Here is a 19,324-nt window from a genome sequence, read left to right on the forward strand (position 1 = left end):
GTCGATCTATAATGAAATTATTTTCACAAACCTGCTTTTCGCTTTTCTGCGCCGATTTGTGCGATTTCGCCAAAACAAACAGCTTGACGTTTATTCTGTCAAGTCGCAAAACATCATAAATCGAATTAAGCAGAGGAGCTTCCATTCGATTTATGAAAATGTTTTCATTGGGAGGATGAGCATGATGAAATTGTTTTCGGGCGTCAGCGCCCTCGTAATGGCCTCCGTCGCCGGTCTTGCGACGGCCCAGGCCGAGACCCGCACGATTACGTTCCTTTTTACCGATGACGACCAGGGGTACGTGCAGCGCATGTCAGAACTCAGCAAGGAGTTCGAGACGGCCAATCCCGGCGTGAAGATCAATTTCGTATCGTCGGGCTATGACGCCGTTTCCAAGCAACTGCCGGTGCAGCTGGCGGTGGGCGAGGGCCCTGACATCGCCAAGATCACCGACTGGCAGCTCGCACCCTATTATCTCGATATGCGGCCGTACATGAAGGATGCGAAAGCCTTTGCGAAGCTGCATGGTTCCAGCCTCGACCAGCTTCGCCTGCCCAATGTCAACGACCCGAAATCAATCAATGGCTATATGGCGTCGCAGACGCTGAACCTGCCTTTCGTCAACAAGACGCTGTTTGAACAGGCCGGTGAACCCTTGCCCGGCCCGACCGCCAAGTTCAGCGAGATCGTGGAAGCGTCCGCCCGCGTCGCCAAGGCGACCGGCGTGCAGATCCCCTTCACCATGGACCGTTCCGGCCACCGCTTTTCCGGCGGCGCCTTCTCTTACGGCTCGACCTATGTGAAGGACGGCAAGTTCAGCTTCCCTGATGATGCGGCGAAAAAATACATTGCCGATCTCTTTTCATGGACGCAGAACGGCAGTTTCCCCAAGGAGATGTGGGGTGCGGCCGGCGGTTCCCAGTACAAGAACATGGGTGACGAGTTCGTCAACGGCAATGTCGTGACGTATCTGGCCGGCAACTGGATGGTCAATCCGTTCCAGAACAAGATCGGCGACGGTTTCGAATGGACCGCGATCAATGCGCCCTGCGGCGATGCCGGCTGCTACGCCATGCCCGGGGGCACCGCAATCGTCGGCTTCAAGCGCACCAAATATCCCGAGGATGTCGCCCATTTCATCGAATTCCTCGGCTCCGAAAAGGTGCAGCGGGAAATTGCCGAGAACTATGTCATCCTGACGGGTGCCGAGATCGTCGATCCGCAATACAAGCTGAAGAGCGAAAACGCCAAGGCGGCGATGAAGGTCTTCCTCGACAACAAGAAGAATGTGCCGCAGGCCGCGCGTGAATTCGAACGCGCCAAGGGCGGCAGCGCCATGTATCAGCAGGTCGTGCAGCGTATGAGCCAGCTCATCGTCGGTGAATTGACGCTCGACCAGACCTACAAGGTTCTGGAGGATGACGTCGCCAAGATCAACGAGGCTGTCGCGGTCAAGAAATAACGGCACGGCCATCCGCTTCTGGCGGAATGGAGAAGCCGTCGGACGATATGCCCGGAGTGATACTCCGGGCATATTCCGCCGTTTCCCTGCGGAGGCGCGCATCGTCGCCAGGGAACCGCCGCAAGAAGCCGTTCCCGTCGGCCATCGAAAAACTGAAATATGCTTTGTTTAAACCTGACGATGAGGCGCGCGGAACGTCGCGCCGCCTGTTTTCGTCACGCGTCACTCGCTGAAAATCATAGGATTCGTCATGGCCAGACTGAAGATGTCGTCTTTCTTTTCCGCACGCTCGACCCTGCTCGCCTCGGTCGCCTTGCTGTTTTTTGTTCCCGGCGCGCAGGCTTTCGATGCCGTCGAACCGGTGGGGCGGGGTTTTGCCATCACGGTGCCGGAACCGGCCGCGACATATCCGCTGCCGCTTGCCGACAATTATCGCAACCAGACCGGCAAGAATGAGAAGGGCGAGGACGTCCGCGCCTACGACGACCGGGATAATCCGATCATTGAAATCCTCTCCGGTTTTAATCGCATCTGGACGATTGGCGATGAAAAATGGGCCGATGGCGGCGCCAATGGCGATGGCCCGGCGGATTTCAGCCATGTCAAGATCGTTGATCCCGCTGTCTGGCAGGAAAACATGCGCTACGTCCTGTCCGTGACCGGCGAGAACCGCACGCGCGCCGCCGCTTTCGAAGCCTATATGAACGACCGCCGCTCGCAGGGCTACAGCGTCATCGACGGCCTGGGCCCGCTTGCCGCATGGTATCGCGAAGGGGCGGGTGCGACGACGACGATCAATCACACGCCTGCGGATTTCGATCCGAACGAGGTCATCACCCGCAAGGAGGACGACAAGGGCACCGAGGCGGGTGCGGCGGATAGCGAGCTGAAGGATTTCGTCACTTTCATGAAGGTGATCCGCGGTCCGGAAGGCACGACATCGCCGGCCAAATATTTCTATTCCTCACCGCGTCCCTGGCGCATGAACGCCAAGGGCGAGGTGATCGAGACGGGTAAGGAAACGATCGGCGACCGCTCATTCGAAAACTATGACAGCGATCCCGGTGTCATCGTGCCGGCACTGAAATATGTGCGTGAAACCCGCGGTCGCGGCAAGGATGGCGGTTTCCCGAGCGGGCACACCAATGCCGCCTATCTCGCCGCCATCGCTTATGCCTATGCTGCGCCGGAGCGCTTTTCCGAATTGCTGACGGCTGCCTCCGAACTTGGCGAGAGCCGTATCGTCGCCGGCATGCATTCGCCGCTCGACGTGATCGGCGGGCGCATCACGGCAACCGCTATGGCTGCGGCCATGTTGCAGGATCCGAAAAATGCCGAGGTGAAGAAGGCGGCGCATGAAGCCTTGCAGGCCTATTTCACTAAGCGCCTGCCGCAGGGGCAGTCGCTCGTCGATTTCGCCCATGGCGCAGGGCCGGATGCCGACCGCTTTGCCGATGCTGCCAAGAACGTGGCGGATTATCGCCGGCGCATGACGTTCTCCTTCAGCCGCGACAAAGCCGTGGGCGATGATGCGCCGATGGTGGTGCCGAAGGGCGCGGAAGTGCTGCTGGAGACTCGCCTGCCTTATCTCGATGCCGCAGAACGGCGCGCCGTGCTGTTTTCCACCGGCATCGAGGCCGGTTATCCGCTGCTCGATGACAGCAATGGCTGGGGCCGCATCAATCTGGTGGCCGCCGCCGGTGGCTACGGCGCGTTTGACGGCGATGTCGAGGTGACCATGGACGCCGCCGCCGGCGGGTTCAATGCGGCAGACCGCTGGACGAACGATATTGCCGGGGCAGGGCGTCTCGTCAAATCCGGCAGCGGGGCGCTGACGCTCAGCGGTCATAACAGCTATGGCGGCGGTACCATTTTGAGGGAGGGAACGCTGGTGGCGTCGTCTGCCGATGCGCTTGGAACCGGCGATATGCTGGTCACCGGCGGCGCGCTTTCGCTCAGGGCAGGCAAAGACGTTGTCATCGGCGGTGACTATATGCAGACGGGCGGCACGCTGATGCTTGATGCGGAAAAGGCTCCGTTGCGGATCAGGGGCAATGCGGTGCTTGAGGGCGCAACGCTGAAGCTCGTTTTCGATGGCGCTGCACCGGCCGCCGGAACGCGGCTCGACGTTATCTCCGCCAACGGCCTGACCGGAACCTTTACGTCGATAGATGCGGGCACTGTAAAAGTGCGGCCGGTCTATACGGGTTCGGCATTATCGGTGGTGGTCGAATAGGGCGCGACAGTGCGGGCGCGGTCATGCCGCCGCGCCCGAAAGGGTCTCGTTTCAGGAATTCTGCCGCCGCATCAGCAGGAATATGAAGGGTGCGGCGAGCACGGAAACGATGGCGGCAAGCGCGAAGGAGGCCTGATAGCCGAATTTTTCGGCAATCGCGCCGGCACCCAAGCCGCCCGCCATGCTGACGATGCCGTCCATGCACTGGAAGAGGGTGAAGTCGACCCCGGCCTGCCGTGGGTCTGACCAGCCCATGAAACAGGCGTAGAGCGCTACAAAGCCGATGGACATGATGCCCGAGGAGCTTGCTACCGCAACCGCCATGACCACCCATTGCGAAACGTCGCGATGGACGCTGAAATAGGCGAAGACGCAGAGCAGCGCCGTCTGTACGAAGATGGCGACGAGCAGAACCCGCGATGCGCCGTAAAGCCTGACCAGCGTGCCGCCGAGCAGCGCACCGGCGAAACCGATAATCATGCTGCCGACACCATTCAATGCGCCGATGGTGGCTAGATCAAAGCCATAATCGACCAGAAACGGGCCGAGCATAGCGAGCCCCCATTTCTGTGCGGCGACATAAACGGCCGCGACCAGAAGGCCGGTGCGCACCTCGCGCCGCTTCAGCGCGTTTCTGATGGAGGGCAGGTGATCCCGCGTCTGCACCACCGTTTTTGCCGCCGGGCCGAACAGGAAGGGCAGGGCAAGCAGGATGACCAGTCCGGCCATCACAAGCGTGGCGCTCGTCCAGCCGGACCGCTCCACCAGCACCAGAAAAAGGCCCGCGCCGATGGCCGAACCGAGATAGGAGCCGCCCACCTGTGCGGCATTGCCCCAGCCGTGATGTTCGGCCGCCAGTGTTTCGACCGCATAACCATCGCAGGCTATATCGACCGTCGCGGTCACCAGCGCGATCACCGACAGGATGACGATTGCGACGGAGACCGGCGAAGGGCCGGTGAAGGCGAGGGTGGCGAGGCCGCAGGCGCAGGCGGCGATGCCCGCGCCGACGATTATCCGCGAACGGTTCCTGCCGACCGGCGGCAGGCGGTAACGCTCCACATGCGGCGACCAGAGGAATTTCAGCGCCCAGGGCAGAACGACGAGATAAAGCAGGCCGATCTGGTCCAGCGGCAGGCCAGCGGTTCTGAGCACTGCGGGCAGACCGAGAAAGGTCAGCCCGCCAATGACGCTCTGGCCGACATAAAGCCCGCCGACCGCCACGAAGACGGCGGCGGGTGACGGTCTTGCTGCGAGGGGGTTCTGCTGCAGCATCAGAAACGATACCGGATGCTGCCGACGATCTTGCGACCCTCGTCGTAATAGCAGAAGCCCGTGGTGCAGACCTGCTTGACCTCGTTGAGGAGGTTGGTGGCGTTGACCTGCAGCTTCACACCTTCCAGCGAGGGCAGGGCCTTGCCGAGATCGTATCGCAGCGAGGCATCGACGAAGGTGCGGGATTCATTGTCGAGAATGGGCGTGTGCTGGTTGTCGCCGAAGCTCGATCCCACGTAACGCAGGCCCGCGCCGATGCCGAGGCCTTCCAGCGCGCCGCCCTGGAATTCATAATCGGCCCAGAGCGAGAAGGTGTGGTAGGGCGAGGAATTGAGCTGCCTGCCAACTGTTTCCGACGTCAGCTTGGTGATTTCGACGTCGTTATAGGAGTAGGAGCCGATAAGGCTCCAGCCATTGTCGAGCGAGGCGGTCGCTTCCAGTTCCACCCCGCGCGAGCGCAGGTCGAGCTGCCGCAGCAGGTTGATGCCGGACGAGGTTTCGTAGACCGTGGCATTGTCCTGATCGAGATTGAAGAAGGCGGCGCTCAGCAAAGCGTTATATTGCGGCAGGGCATATTTTACGCCGAGTTCATATTGCTTGCCGACCGTCGGCTGCGCCTGGCCGATGACCGTTCCCGTGGTGATGATGACGCCCGGATTGGCGACGAAGGAGGTGCCGTAGCTGACATAGGGCATCACGCCGCTGTCGAAGACATAACCGAGGCTGGCGCGGCCCGTCGTTTTTGTTTCATCGCCATCATAGGTGGGAGCCGCTGCCGCACCCGCGGTCTGGGACTGATATTCGGTATCCAGCCAGTCGTGGCGGATGCCGGCCGTCAGGCGCCAGCGATCGATTTCAACCTGATCCTGCGCATAGATGCCGAGGGTGTTCATCCTCTGCTTCAGTATCAGCGACACATCAGGCACATAGGTGAAGGTGTCGGTGAAGGGGCTGGCGCCGTTGCCCTGTTTCGATGTGTAGGACATGTGGCTGAAGTCGATACCCGTCAGCAGGGTATGTTTCGCCGGGCCGGTGTCGAATTCGGTCTTCAGGTAATTATCGGCGGAAACGCCTTCATTATCCTCGATGGTGATGCCGGGATAATTGGCGAAGACCCATTGCTGGTCGGCCGAAAGGCCGGAGTAACGCGCCTTGCTGTAGAAGGTAACATTGTCGTTGATTTCGTGCTCGAACTCATAGCCAATACGCCATTGTTTCTGCTCGAAGTCATTAAAACGGGAATCGCCGCCATAGACCGGCGTCGCGCCGGTTGATTTGCCGTCGTTGCCGTAGTTGTTGATGTAACCCCAGGTGCCGCCGGTGGTGCTGTCCATATATTCGCCGAGCAGTGTCAGCTTGGTGCCTGCATCCGGCTGGAAGGTGAAGGCCGGCGCGATGAACAGCCGGTCGTCCTTGATGGCGCTGATTTCGTTACGTCCGTCGCGGGCCACGCCGGTCAGGCGATAAAGCATGGTCTTCTCGTCATCGACAGCGCCGGAAAGATCGAAAGCGCCCTGCACGCGGCCATAGGAGCCATATTGCAGCTCCACCTCCCGCAATGTCTCCTCCGTCGGGCGCTTCGAGATGATATCGACAATGCCGCCGGAGCTGCTTGCGCCATAGATGGAGGCGGCCGGGCCGCGCAGGATGGAGACCGCTTCCACGCCATAGGGCTCAAGCCGGGCGCTGCCGTTCTGGCTGCTGACCTGCCGCAGGCCGTCGCGGAAAATGCCTGTGGTGCTGAGATCGGTGCCGCGCACCTTGAAGGCGTCGAAGCGCGGCTCCGCACCATATTGGCCGATGCGCGCGCCGGGCGTGTAGTTCAGCGCTTCGGAGAGGTTCTGCGGCTTCAGATCGTCGAGCTGCTTGCGGCTGACGGTGGTGATCGACTGCGCGGTTTCGGCAACAGGCGTATCGGTCTTGGTGGCGGTGCGGCCGGATTTGCCGACATAGCCATTGCTCTCGATGATGCCCCTGGCGCCTTCAAGGCCGGTGCCCTGCACGGTGATTGGCGCAAGCAGGGTGCTGCCGGCGGCGGCAGAACCGCCGCCTTCACCGGTCTGGCCGGCGGGATCGAAAATGCGAACCGTATTGCCGCCGGCCAGCGCATAGTTCAGCCCCGATCCGGAGAGAAGCCCGCTGACGGCCGCCGATACGCTGAGCGTGCCCTTGACGCCCGCAGTGCTGTGGCCTCTGGTGATCGCGGAGGGGTAGACCATGCGCAGATTGGCCTGGCGGCCAAAGCTGAGGATGGCGTTTTCCAGCGGCCCCGCGGGAATGGAGACGGTGACGGTCGCGGATGCGCCACTTGCGGCTGGCGGTGTCTGCGCGCTGGCGGTCGTGGCGCCCGGACCTGCCGCGACGATACCGCCTATGATCGCCGTCGTCGTCAGCCAGAACCAGCCACGTGCCTGCTTGCCCAAATTCATGTCATTCCCTCTCACTCGTGATCATGCCGCCCGCTGAAACGGGTCCTGATTGCCTAGAGTGAAAAGGCGGGTCGCCTCCTGACGTCGGAGCCGCAAAAAGTTATTTTTATCTGGAGCGGACGAAAACCAGCATTCCGGAAAGCCGTGATACCGAAACGGGAAGGCTTTCTTCGAGAATGGTGAGCGCCTGATCCGTATCCTTCAGGTCGAAAATGCCGGAAACGCGCTGTTTCGCCGCCGCCTCATCGAGAATGACGATACGACCCCGGCGATATTGCGAGAGAATATCGAGAACCTCACGCAATGGCTGGCCGGAAAAGACGAGCTTGCCCTCTCGCCATGCCATGCTGTTGGCAACATCCTTGCGGGCGCGCACCAGCCTGCCGTCGCCACCAAGGGTCACGGCCTCTCCGGGCGTGAGCACGGCGACCTCGGCCCCTGTCGTCACCTCCACCCGGCCTTCCTCCACCTGCACTTCCTGCGGCAGTGCGCCATTGCCGGTACGGACCGAATAATGCGTGCCGAGCGCTTTTGCCGTCAGCGCTCCATCCTCCACGATGAAGGGGCGCTCCGGATTTTTCGCGACATCAAAATAGGCCTCGCCGCGAAGAAGGGTAATGCGCCGTTCCTTTTGCGAATAATGGACGGCAATTGCCGTGTCGGTATTCAGGCTGATACGGCTCCCGTCTTCCAGCGCCAGCACGCGCGTTTCGCCGATGCCGGTGTAATAATCCGCCTGCCAGCGGTCCTTTAATCCGCTTTTTTCCGCAAACAGCGCCGCAAGCCCGATGAGGCAGAGACCGGCCAGGCCCGCAAGCATCGCCCGGCGGGCCCCTCGGCGTTTTTGCCGCTCGGCCGGCGCAAGATCGATCTCGGCGAGTTCTCCCCAGAGGCTTTGCATTTCCTCATAGGCGGCAGCATGGGCGGCATCGGCCCGCAGCCAGACATGAAACGCCGCGCGCTCCGCTTCCGTCGCATCTTTTGATTGCATGCGCGCCACCCACAGCGCGGCCTCCTCGGCCAGACCGTCATCGGTCAAGCCGTCATCCTTCAGACCGTCCGGGCGCTCATTCATGTCCTGATCTGCCGTTTGTTACGTGCTGATGTGTATTCCTTTTCCCTTATAGAGTGAAAAAGGATGCGAACACCTGATGCAGGTTTACATTTTTATTTGCACGCGGACCTGACGGCAGTGCAGCAGCGCCTTGATAATGTGTTTTTCCACCATGTTGCGGGAAATGCCGAGCCGGGTGGCGATCTCGCCATTGGAATGGCCATGCAGGCGGCTGAGCACGAAGACCTGCTGGCAGCGTCTCGGCAGGGCCTCGATGGCCCGTGCCATCAAAATCAGGTGCTGCCGTCCGGCGACGATCCGTTCCTGCCCCGGCTCTTCGCAGGCAACGGCAAAACCCGCTTCGTAAGGGGCGAATAACGGCCGCTCGCGCGACTGGCGAATGGCCGTCAGGCGGGCGACGGACCGGGCGATCTGGAAGAGATAGGCCTGCGGATTGTCGATCAGCGTGGCATGCGAGACTTCCAGCGCCCGCAGCAGGGTTTCCTGCATGGCATCGGCGGCATCTTCCCGGTTCTGCAGTCGCCGGCGGAAGAACCGCATCAGGCGGCTTTCCTCCTCGGCATCGAGAACCTGTAACAGGGCTTTGCTCATCAATCGACCCGGTGACGTATTGGCTTGTCGCATGATGCGGCTGCGAATATACGCGCCGCCTCATATCGCAAGAAACATGATTATTATGATCATGTTTACTGCCATCGGGCCTTTGCTGCCAGCCCGTAAAAACCCGGGGGCCAAATTGGCCTCACGTTTCCGTGATGATTGTTGCGGGATTACATCAGGCCGCTTGGGCCAGCCTACAGGAAATAGCGGACTCTGAGCGGCAGCAGCGCAGCGCCGATTGCAGAGGGATCGCCGACCGTTTCGCTAAGAACCAGTTTGGCCTCCTTCGGGCCGACGCCGTAACGGTGTTCGCGCTCCGAGGGCATGTGCGTGCGTTCGATCATCATCTGGCCCAGCGCGCGCGGCAATTGCCCGCCGAAGACGATGGCTTGCGGATCAAGAATCGAGATCAGGCTCGCCACCAGACGGTCCACCTGCGGCATGGTTTCGGTCAGCCATTCCTCGACGCCCGGCCATGCGGGGTCGAACTGCTGGTAAAGCGCCTCGATCGAATGGATGTCGACGCCGTTTTTCTGCAGGGTGGTGATCAGATATTGCAGGGCGGGACGTTTGGGCGCTTCGTCCGGGCTGTATATGCCGCTGAATTCGCCGGCATTGCCGTGAAAGCCGTGAAAAGGCTGGCCGCAAAGGATCAGTCCACCACCGAAACCGTAATTGAACGACAGATAGGCGAAGGTCTGGCACCAGGAGCCGACGCCGCGTAGGCTTTCGCCGATCGCGCCAGTGGTGGCGTTGTTTTCCAGCCAGACCGGCAGGCGGAACCGTTTCTCAAGGATCGGCTTCAGGTCCATCAGCGACCAGTCGCGCAGAGGTTCCGGCGCATTAAAGGCGCGGTCTTCCGACACGAAGAAGCCGGACATTGAAAAACCGAGGCCAAGCAGACGCTCTCGCGGGACGCCGTGTTCGGCCAGCAGCCGTTTGAGGGCCAGCGACAAGGCGGCGAGCGTCTCCTCCCGGTCCTCCGGCAGCATATCAAGTTTTTCCTCGACAATCACGTCGCAGCGAAAATCGGCGATGCAGATCACCACGGAGTCGGTGTTGATGGAAATGCCGAGCGAATAGGCCGCTTCCGGCACCAGCTCGATTGTCGGGCTCGGTTGGCCGCGCGTGCCCTTGAGCGGCGCGCCGGTTTGCAGAAGTTCGCGCTCCAGCAGGCCTTCGATCAGCCGGTGCACGGATTGCTGCGTCAGGTTGGTGTGGCCGGTGATCGATGCACGGGCAATGGGGCCGTGGCGACGGACGATGTCGAGAATAAGACGCTCATTCTCGCTGGCAAGCGGCTGGCGGTCGAAACTCTGGCGCGGGGTTTGATCCATGGTCATGGCTTTGGATAACGGCTGTGCGGGGCGGCGGCAACACGGGGCTTTGGTACACAGGGACATTATTCCCAGCCCTTGTCATAAATATTACGCCTTATGTGTATTAATTGAAGGCGACAAAATCAGCCGACCATGAGACCTGAAAGTCGACCCATGCACCGAACCCTCGCTACCTCCCACAATACCTCCAATCCCTGCAATGTGCTTGCACTCTGCTCGCGCGACAATCCGGCCATCCTGACCATCGCCCACCGTGGTTTCTGGACTGCTACGGCAGAAAACTCACTTGCCTCCGTCCGGGCCGCGGTTGCGGCGGGTGTCGAGATGATCGAGATCGACACGCAGGCGACGGCCGATGGCAGGCTGGTCGTCATTCATGATGAAACGCTCGACCGCACCACGACGGGCAAGGGGACCGTGAGCGCGCTGCCTTTCGAGGTGGTTCGCGCAGCAAAGCTGAAGGCCGGCGCGGGTGGCGATGCGGCTGACGTGACCCATGAATGTGTGCCGACACTGGAAGAACTGCTGGAAGAGGCACGGGGCAAGATCACCGTCAATATCGACATCAAATTCACCCGCGATCTGCCGCAAGTCATGGAAACCGTGCTGCGGCTCGGTGTTGAAGACCAGGTGCTGGTGAAGACCGATATCGATCCTGAGGCCAGCCGTTTCGAGGTGCTCGACACGGACTGGTTCGGCAAGATCCCGCATATGCCGATGTTTCCGGTGAGAAAGGGCAGGTTTGCCGAGGATCTGCGCCGCATCGAGGCATTGAAGGCGCCGATGATCGAGGTGAAATTCACCGATATTGCCGATCTGGCCGAAGGCCGTGCCGAGATGGAGCGTCAGAATATCCGGTTGTGGATCAACACGCTGGATGTAGCCCATTGCCTCGATTTCAACGATACGCGGGCGCTGAAAGAACCGGAGGCGGTGTGGGGCGCACTCGCCGAGGCCGGCGTCGGTGCGATCCAGACGGATGAGGTCGAAGCTTTCGCCAGCTGGCTGAAGATGGATGCCGGCAAGCATGGGCACGATGAACGAGCGCCTTGAAGGCGCCGTCGCTACCGTCGAACAAGCGACGAAGCACGTCCTTCGCTTGTTCGACGCTATCGCCACACGGTGAAGTCGCTATCGGACGTCACCCCGCCTGAGCCAGCGCAATTGCGTCAGGGCCAGCGGGAAAACGGAGCTGGCCGGACACATCATGAACGGCGCTCCAGATCGCTTCGGCGACGTCCTGTTCGCTGGTCGTCATGGCCGGTTTGGCGAAGCCTTCGAGAATTGGGCCTGCGAAGTCCATGTAATCGTCCGGCAGCAGCTCTTCCAGCGGAAGGATGGCATTTGTCGTGAAACGGGTGGTTGGTGCATAGCCCGGTTCCACCAGCTTCACCCGGATGTTGAAATGACCGAGCTCATGGGCAAGCGAACCGGAGAAACCTTCGATTGCCTGCTTGCTGGCGGTGTAGGCGGCGGCGAGCGGAAAGGACGCGAGCGTGGCGCTGGATGTGACGTTGATGATCGCGCCGGACCGGCGCTTTCGCATCTGGGGAATGATCGCCTGCGTCATTGCCATCACACCAAAGCTGTTGGTGTCGAAGATCGCGCGGATTGCCGACATTGGCGTTGCTTCGAAAGCGCCGACCATGCCGATGCCGGCATTGTTCACCAGCACATCGACCGGACCTGCCGCATCGATCAGGGCCGCGATGCTTTGCCCGTCCGTCACATCCAGCGGCAGGACGCGCAACCGGTCATTATTGCCGCCGAAGCGATCGGGATCCGGACGCCGCATGGTCGCAACGACATTCCAGCCACGCGAGAGGAAAAATTCGGCGGTCGCCTTGCCATAGCCGGATGAGGTGCCGGTGATGAGGATCGTCTTGGTCATCATAAGTCTCCATTATTCGATATGACCTGACATAGACGATGTGTCTTGGATGATGTATGCTCTGGGCACCGTAATTCATTATTGATCGTCCAGACAGTGGATCCTCTTAGCGATATCATCGATCTCTTGCGGCCGAGCGCCGCCGTTTCAAAGCCAATCTCCGGCCGGGGCCGTTGGGGTGTGCGTTATCGCGCCTATGGCGCGCCGGGTTTTGCCGTCGTTCTTGCCGGTGCGGCATGGGTCATGATCGATGGCCGGGAGCCCCTGCGGTTGACGAAGGGTGATTTCCTGCTTTTACCCTCCACGCCCGCCTTCTCGCTTTGCAGCGATCCCGACGTCGACTCTATTCCGGTCGAGCCGCAGGGCCGGGCGGTGCGGCATGGTGAACAGGAAGGGGAGCCTGATTTTGTCGCGCTAGGCGGAAGCTTCATGTTCGAGCGGGTCAATGCCGCGCTTCTGCTGTCGCTGATGCCCGACCTGATCCATGTACCGGCGGGCGCGGGCGGAGCATCCCGGCTGGCGCGCCTGATCGAGTTGCTGTCGGAAGAATGCGTGCGCGAGGATGCGGGCAAAGAGCTGATCATCCGGCGCATGCTGGAGGTTCTGCTGGTTGAAGTGCTGCGTCGGCCGAACGCGGGCAGCGAGGCAATTCCGGCGGGGCTGGTGAAGGGGATGCGTTTGCCCGGGCTTGCCCGCGCATTGTCCGCCATGCACGCCAATATCCGTGCGAACTGGACCGTGGCCGAACTGGCCGAACTGGCCGGGATCGCCGGCATGTCGCGCTCGGCTTTCGCAGCGCGTTTTAATGAAATGCTCGGCTGCGCGCCGATCGAATATCTGGCCCGCTGGCGGATGGCGCTTGCCAGAGACGCGCTGATGCGCGGGGTAAAGTCCCTCGATCATATCGCGGAGGAGATCGGTTATGAATCCGCCAGCGCATTCAGCACCGCTTTCCGCAAAAGAAACGGTGTCGCTCCTGGCATCTTTGCCCGCGCAAATGGCGACAGACGCCGACAGCAGGCAATTTTTCTCTAGCAGTTGCCGGTCATGGCGATAAGGGTCGTCCCGGTTTGTCGCGAGGGAGGGGCGGAATAGGCGCGTTCGCTCCACAGCAGGGCTTTGCTCAGCGGATTTTTGACGGCTTCGATGATGCCGCCCGGGAACAGGATGTGGTCTGCGACATCGATGGAACCGACAAGTTCGCAATCCATGGATACCTGGCCATCAGCAAGCCTCGGGCTTGCTGATGGCCAGGTATCCCAGTCTCCAATGCTGAACCGGTCCGGGTGATTTGCCTTTCCCGCAAAGGCATCGGCAATCTCCTCCTGTCCTTTGGCCAATCCTGCAACGGAAAATCGCCTGCTCACGGCGATGAGGTCGACCATGCGGCTGCTGGCGTCGATGGAGATCATCAGCAGCGGCGGCTCAGCGCTGAGCGGCATGAAGGAGGTGATTGTTCGCCCGACCTGCTCTCCGGCGTGGGCGGCCGTGGCCACAGCCACGGCGAAGGCAAGGCCGGCCCATCGAACCCTTGAATTCACGCGGGGAGATTATCGGAGACGCGCAGGCTTTCAGCGGAAGAAGTCACGGGACCTGCACCGGTTCAGCCTGGATAAAACTCCCATAAAAATTGTTGTCGGGTCAGGGGTGCCGACACCCGGCAACTTAATCCGTTATCGGGCAGGAAGGCTACCGACTAACCGCGGCTAAGCCCATCCCTTCAGCGCCCTGCCTGAATAATAGCTGGGCGTCGTGGCACGGTAGATCGGTATGCTGGCGGCACCGAGATGCGGCAGGTCACTCATCATCGATTTGCGTATTTCCGGGGGCTCTACGAAGAAATCCTCACCAAGCATTTCCAGCGACCCGATGCGCTGTACGATATGGTCAAGAATCCAGTCGGGCAATGATCCGCCAAAAATGATGGCGCCGGGATCCATCGTTCGGGCGACGGTCAGAGCCAGCAACCGAAGCTGGTCCGTTGCCCTTTCCAGCCAGGTAACCACGGCGGGATGGTCGCAATAGCTTTCATCGATATCCTTCAAACGCCGGATATCCAACCCGTGGGCGGAAAGCGTGTCGCAAAGATCCTGTCCGGAGGGACGCGGATGTGATTTTGGAAACAGGCCACCAAACTCGCCAGCATTGCCGTTCGTGCCGCGATAGAGATGACGCTGCACCACGACGGCGCCGCCGATGCCATATGTCAGCCAGATCATCGCAAAGTTACGGATACTGCGGCCCGCTCCGTAATAAAGCTCGGAGAGAATGACGGTGTTGCCGTCGTTTTCATGAAAGACCGGGAAATCGAAATAGGGTTGGAAGTCCTTGTCGACGTCGATGTCGCGCCAGCTCTCGAACTGTTTGATGCGAAAGACATGGCCTCGATCGCGCTTGAAGTGGCCCGGAAAGCTGATGCCGCAGCCGAGGACATCCTTTTTTCTGATTTTAGCCTTTTCCAGCACTTGGCGGGCAGCCGTCTCGGCCATCTCCATAATGTGCTCGAAACTGTACCCTTCAAGCTCGGACCGAATTTCCTGCCTGATCGTGCCGTTGAGATCGGCGATACAGACACGCAGATCGTCTGGATTGAAATAGACCCCGAGCGTGAAAAGCCCGTTTGGATTGATTTCGATAGCAGTGGACGGTTTTCCCCGTTTGCCGTCACTGCGCGCTTCTTCTGCTTCTAGGATCAGGCCGGATTCCAGAAGATTGGCGGTCAGGCGGGTGAGGGTTGGCGCGGAGACGTCCATCTCGCGCGCGAGTTCAATGCGCGACATGCCTCCCTTGCCACGCAAGATTTCAAGCAGGCGTCGCTCATTGTAGCCGAGGTCGATCAAACCATTCTCCCGGGAGACGTTACGCCGGATGAATAGCGCAAACTGCGTGATTGTACAGCAAATTTCCCAGCCTAAGCGGAAGCAAGTGTTCCGGACGAAGTCTGACGTTCGTTATAATGCCGTTGTTTATCAGCGATCTAGCGCATTCCGAATTCGGTAGAAAATTCACGCTTGACTTATTAATTTACGTAAAGAAAATAAATATTAGGCAACGAGCCGCGACGGGAAAAACAGCAAAAAATCATGTCGCAGCGTCTCGTCTGTCAGGGAACAAAAAACGGAGCCTCCTTATGCGTCAATCACACACTATTTTTGCGCGCCTTTTTGCTGGCGCGGCATTCATGGCCAGTGCCACTCTTGCCCAGGCGGAAGGTACTGTCGTGGTCTATTCGGCAGCGCCGCAGCAGCTTATGGACGAGTTGCTGCCCCTGTTTGAAAAGAAGACCGGCACCAAGGTCGAGCTTGTCAAAGCCGGATCCGGCGAGCTGATGAACCGCATCAAAGCTGAAAGCGGCAAGGCGGCAGGCGACGTGATCTGGAGTGTCGACGGAACGGTGATCGATTTCTCTGCAGATCTTTTCGAACCTTACAAGCCTGTCGAAGCTGCCTCGATAAACTCCGCCTTTTCGCCAAGTGCGAACTGGGTGCCTTTCACAGCTGTCGTGACGGCCTTCATAGTCAACAAGGAGGCTCTGAAAGGTGCACCGGTTCCGACATCCTGGGCCGATCTTGCCAAGCCTGAATACAAGGGCCTGATCTCTTCGGCTCGTGCCGATCAGTCCGGTTCCGCCTATATCCAGATGGCAACGGTTTTGCAGGACTTCGACAGTGAGGAGAAGGGCTGGCAGATCTATACCGGCATCCTTGGCAACTCTGTCCTATCCACCTCTTCAGGCGCCGTGCCGCGTTTTGTCAATGATGGCGAGCAGGCCGTCGGTATTACGCTTGAAGATGCCGCCCTGCGCTACAAGCTCGGCAGCGCTCCGGTCGAGATTGTCTACCCGAAAGAAGGCACGGCAATTGCGCCTGACGGCATGGCACTAGTCAAGGGTGCCCCGAACGCTGAAAACGGCAAGGCCTTTATCGATTTCATCGTCTCCAAGGAAGCACAGGAAGTCGTGGTCAAAGCCGGTCGTCGTTCGGTCCGAACCGATGTTCCGGCGAACGCGGCACTGGTTCCGCTGTCAGATGTCCCGGATGCGAAGTACGATTTCAAATGGGCTGCGGACAACCGCTCGCGCCTGATGGAAAAATGGAACGAGATCCTTCTCGACGTCCAGTAAGAACATTGCAGGGGGGCGGTACGTCAGGACACTGTCCCCCGCTTATGTCGTTCACATCCGCATCTTCGTTCCGTCCGCCGTGGTCGCGTGCCGCGCAGGATATGTCATGGAGCAGCACATGGCCGCCGTTGAAATTACCAGAATCAAGAAAAGTTACCGGGATGTCGTTGCCCTTTCCGACATCAATATCTCCATCCCATCAGGATCGTTTTTCACGCTTCTAGGACCGAGCGGTTGTGGAAAGACGACGCTTTTGCGAACGATTGCCGGTTTTCATCAGCAGGACAGCGGTAGCATCAGCATCGAAAGGCAGGCGATCGAACATGTGCCCGCCCATAAGCGAGATGTAGGCATGGTCTTTCAGGATTATGCGGTATTTCCGCATATTTCCGTATTTGACAATGTCGCCTTCGGTCTGAAGCAACGCAAGGCGTCTTCCGCCGAGATCCGCGAACGGGTCGGCAAGATCCTCGATATCGTTCAGCTTGCTCCCTATGCCAAGCGTATGCCGCACGAACTTTCCGGCGGCCAGCAGCAGCGTGTGGGCCTGGCGCGCGCGCTCGTCATCAATCCCAAAGTGCTTTTGATGGATGAGCCGCTGTCCAACCTCGACGCCAAACTCCGCGTGGACCTGCGGCGCGAACTGCGCGAAATCCAGCAAGCCATGAACATCACCACCGTCTATGTCACCCATGATCAGGAAGAGGCGCTTGCCATGTCCGATCTGGTTTGTGTCATGTATGGCGGCGTCATTCAGCAGGCTGCACCACCATGGGAAGTCTACAACAATCCCGCCAATCGTTTCGTCGCGTCTTTCGTTGGAGCGAACAACTTTCTGACGCTTGACCGCACGGGCGGACAAACATCCATCTCCGGTCAGAAGATTGCATTGCCGCAGGCCCATGCGATTTCGCCGGAACGGAAGATCGTCGCTGCGGTCCGCCCCGAGGCGATTTCCGTCGGTCCTTCTGCGAACGCTGTTGACGAGCGCATCGAACTGCCGGTGACCATACGCCAGGTCAGTTTCACCGGTCGGGAAATGAATGTCGCGGCCGTACTCTCGTCGGGTGAGGAGATCGAGGCAATTACCAAGCCATCGCCAGAGATCATCGCCCTTCAACCGAATGAGAAAACGACGTTCTCCTGGTGTGCGAGCGTTTCACAGTTGTTCGGTGAGGGTGTAACCGGGGAGCGCCTGTCGTGACGGATATGACTGTGACTTCAACGCCACGAGGTTTTCAGCTGCGGCTGCCGGGTTTCTGGACAAGTGTGACGGTACTTGCCGTTATCCTGCTGGCGATCTTCCTGATCCTGCCGATCTTCAGCGTGTTCTTTATCAGTTTCTTCGATGCCAAAACCGGTGCATTCGGGCTCAGCAACTATGCGGAGGTGTTCACGCGGCGTTTTTATACCGTCGCACTCTGGAATACGCTGCTGATCGGCGTGCTGGGCATGCTTGGTGCGTGTCTTCTCGGTGTCCCGCTTGCCTTTTGCACGTCCCGTTATCGCATCAAGGGACGCACCTTCATCGCCACCTTCGCGGTGCTGGTCCTTTGCGCGCCGCCCTTCATTGGTGCTTATGCCTGGATCATGCTGTTCGGTGCCAATGGTGCGGTCACCAACCTGTTGTCCTTCGCCGGCATTTCTTTGCCGACGATCTATGGGATCCCGGGCATCGTGATGGTCTTTAGCCTGAAGTTCTTTCCGTACATCTATTTGATGACGGAGAACGCTTTGAACACCATTAACAAATCCTATGAGGATGCAGCCGAAAACCTTGGCTGCACATCATTCGAGCGTTTCCGCAAAATCACCTTGCCCTTGGTCTTTCCGGCAGTCAGCACCGGGGCGATCATCTGCTTCGTGCTATCGATCGCCGACTTTGGAACGCCGGCAATCCTCGGCAAAGGGATCAGAACGCTTTCCACAATAGCGTATGCGCAATACACTTCAGAGATGGCCGGCACGCCGACCATGGCTGTGACGATTTCGATGGTAATGATCGCGATTTCCATGGCCGCACTTCTGTTGCAGCGGCACATTCTTGCCAAGCGCCGTTACGCCAGTTCACTGACCAACCGACCGGTCAAGCAGTCGATGCGTCCGCTGAAATCATTCCTCGTGCACGGCTTCTGCTATCTGGTGGTGTTCATCGCCATGTTGCCGTCGCTCACTGTAATCTACACCTCGTTCCTCGCAACCAACGGCCCCGTCTTTACCGGCGGCTTCGGATTGGACAGTTATGCCCGCATTCTGCGGGATTCCCCGCAGGCCATCGCCAACAGCTTCACCTTTGCACTGGCTGCCGTAGTCCTTATTGCGATCGTGTCGGGGCTCTTGTCCTTCATCGTCGTTCGGCGCGACAACGCCGTCTCCGGTTCGCTGGATCTGCTGTTGATGGTACCCTATCTCATTCCGGGCGTCGTCATGGCGATCGGTTACGTCACGACGTTCCGCTATCCGCCTTTTGATATCACCGGTACGGCGCTCATCATCATCCTTCTGGTGTTTATCCGTCGGCTACCCTACGGCGTCCGATCCACAACATCGATCCTCCGGCAGATCAAGCCTTCGATCGAGGAGGCGGCGGTTAATCTTGGGGCTTCACCTGCAAAGACCTTCCTCTCTGTGACGGTGCCATTGATGATGCCCGGCCTGATCATCGGTTCGCTAATGAGCTTCATCACCGCCATTAACGAGCTGTCCTCGACGCTCATCCTTTATACCGCGCGCACGATTACCATGCCGGTCCTCATCTATATTCAGGTGATTGACGGGGAATTTGGCACGGCAGCGGCGCTGTCGACCGTTCTTTTGCTCAGTACAGGTATCTGCGTCTTCGTTGTTTTCCGTCTGTCGGAAGACAAGGAAGCATCCTTCGTCTGACCGCTTG

General features: G+C 59.5%; 14 protein-coding genes and 1 pseudogene. 7 read left to right on the forward strand and 8 right to left on the reverse strand.

What is annotated here, in order from left to right; translation table 11 throughout:
* The first annotated feature begins 181 nt into the window (after positions 1 to 181).
* Both V6S97_RS18450 and V6S97_RS18455 read left to right on the forward strand, forming a co-directional pair.
* Positions 182 to 1,462, forward strand: a complete 1,281-nt coding sequence (locus tag V6S97_RS18450; protein WP_334427598.1) for an ABC transporter substrate-binding protein — start codon at positions 182 to 184, stop codon at positions 1,460 to 1,462.
* A gap of 250 nt (positions 1,463 to 1,712) precedes the next feature.
* Positions 1,713 to 3,698 (forward strand): phosphatase PAP2 family protein, encoded by a 1,986-nt coding sequence (locus tag V6S97_RS18455; RefSeq protein WP_080864489.1) that lies wholly within the window; start codon positions 1,713 to 1,715, stop codon positions 3,696 to 3,698.
* Between the two features lie 51 nt (positions 3,699 to 3,749).
* Here V6S97_RS18455 and V6S97_RS18460 read toward each other — a convergent pair whose 3' ends face one another.
* The 5 genes from V6S97_RS18460 to V6S97_RS18480 all read right to left on the reverse strand — a co-directional run bounded on the left by V6S97_RS18460 (position 3,750) and on the right by V6S97_RS18480 (position 10,420).
* The gene (locus V6S97_RS18460; RefSeq protein ID WP_111791527.1) at positions 3,750 to 4,973 is read right to left on the reverse strand and encodes an MFS transporter; all 1,224 of its coding nucleotides are present in this window, start codon (positions 4,971 to 4,973) and stop codon (positions 3,750 to 3,752) included.
* On the reverse strand, positions 4,973 to 7,402 hold the full coding sequence (locus V6S97_RS18465) for a TonB-dependent siderophore receptor (protein WP_112495101.1): 2,430 nt from the start codon (positions 7,400 to 7,402) through the stop codon (positions 4,973 to 4,975). The genes V6S97_RS18460 and V6S97_RS18465 overlap by 1 nt, the downstream gene beginning before the upstream one ends.
* Positions 7,403 to 7,508: 106 nt before the next feature.
* Positions 7,509 to 8,477, reverse strand: coding sequence for a FecR family protein (locus V6S97_RS18470; RefSeq protein ID WP_112207135.1), 969 nt, complete (start codon positions 8,475 to 8,477; stop codon positions 7,509 to 7,511).
* 84 nt (positions 8,478 to 8,561) lie between these two features.
* Entirely contained in the window at positions 8,562 to 9,068 is a 507-nt protein-coding gene (locus tag V6S97_RS18475) for a sigma-70 family RNA polymerase sigma factor (protein ID WP_060727276.1), read from the reverse strand.
* Between the two features lie 203 nt (positions 9,069 to 9,271).
* Positions 9,272 to 10,420 carry an ROK family transcriptional regulator gene (locus tag V6S97_RS18480; protein ID WP_035212881.1) on the reverse strand — a complete coding sequence of 383 codons (1,149 nt, stop codon included), beginning with the start codon at positions 10,418 to 10,420 and terminating at the stop codon, positions 9,272 to 9,274.
* Between the two features lie 150 nt (positions 10,421 to 10,570).
* Here V6S97_RS18480 and V6S97_RS18485 point away from each other — a divergent pair, with 150 nt between their 5' ends.
* On the forward strand, positions 10,571 to 11,470 hold the full coding sequence (locus V6S97_RS18485) for a glycerophosphodiester phosphodiesterase family protein (protein ID WP_112207133.1): 900 nt from the start codon (positions 10,571 to 10,573) through the stop codon (positions 11,468 to 11,470).
* 88 nt (positions 11,471 to 11,558) lie between these two features.
* On the opposite strand, the gene V6S97_RS18490 is transcribed toward V6S97_RS18485, so the two are convergent.
* Entirely contained in the window at positions 11,559 to 12,308 is a 750-nt protein-coding gene (locus V6S97_RS18490) for an SDR family oxidoreductase (protein ID WP_111791538.1), read from the reverse strand.
* Positions 12,309 to 12,404: 96 nt separating this feature from the next.
* Here V6S97_RS18490 and V6S97_RS18495 point away from each other — a divergent pair, with 96 nt between their 5' ends.
* Positions 12,405 to 13,343, forward strand: coding sequence for an AraC family transcriptional regulator (locus tag V6S97_RS18495; RefSeq protein WP_334427599.1), 939 nt, complete (start codon positions 12,405 to 12,407; stop codon positions 13,341 to 13,343).
* Here the strand turns inward: V6S97_RS18495 and V6S97_RS18500 are convergent.
* Both V6S97_RS18500 and V6S97_RS18505 read right to left on the reverse strand, forming a co-directional pair.
* Positions 13,340 to 13,883, reverse strand: a pseudogene (locus V6S97_RS18500) (flavin reductase family protein). The gene V6S97_RS18495 and the pseudogene V6S97_RS18500 sit on opposite strands and share 4 nt — an antisense overlap.
* Positions 13,884 to 14,014: 131 nt before the next feature.
* The gene (locus V6S97_RS18505; protein WP_111791521.1) at positions 14,015 to 15,148 is read right to left on the reverse strand and encodes an ROK family transcriptional regulator; all 1,134 of its coding nucleotides are present in this window, start codon (positions 15,146 to 15,148) and stop codon (positions 14,015 to 14,017) included.
* A gap of 290 nt (positions 15,149 to 15,438) precedes the next feature.
* Here V6S97_RS18505 and V6S97_RS18510 point away from each other — a divergent pair, with 290 nt between their 5' ends.
* The 3 genes from V6S97_RS18510 to V6S97_RS18520 all read left to right on the forward strand — a co-directional run bounded on the left by V6S97_RS18510 (position 15,439) and on the right by V6S97_RS18520 (position 19,317).
* The gene (locus V6S97_RS18510; protein ID WP_111791520.1) at positions 15,439 to 16,431 is read left to right on the forward strand and encodes an ABC transporter substrate-binding protein; all 993 of its coding nucleotides are present in this window, start codon (positions 15,439 to 15,441) and stop codon (positions 16,429 to 16,431) included.
* A gap of 106 nt (positions 16,432 to 16,537) precedes the next feature.
* On the forward strand, positions 16,538 to 17,635 hold the full coding sequence (locus tag V6S97_RS18515; RefSeq protein WP_334427600.1) for an ABC transporter ATP-binding protein: 1,098 nt from the start codon (positions 16,538 to 16,540) through the stop codon (positions 17,633 to 17,635).
* Positions 17,632 to 19,317, forward strand: a complete 1,686-nt coding sequence (locus V6S97_RS18520; RefSeq protein ID WP_111791519.1) for an ABC transporter permease — start codon at positions 17,632 to 17,634, stop codon at positions 19,315 to 19,317. The genes V6S97_RS18515 and V6S97_RS18520 overlap by 4 nt, the downstream gene beginning before the upstream one ends.
* Positions 19,318 to 19,324 lie beyond the last annotated feature (7 nt).

Source organism: Agrobacterium sp. CCNWLW155 (assembly GCF_036888815.1).
GTDB classification, from domain to species: Bacteria; Pseudomonadota; Alphaproteobacteria; order Rhizobiales; family Rhizobiaceae; genus Agrobacterium; species Agrobacterium radiobacter.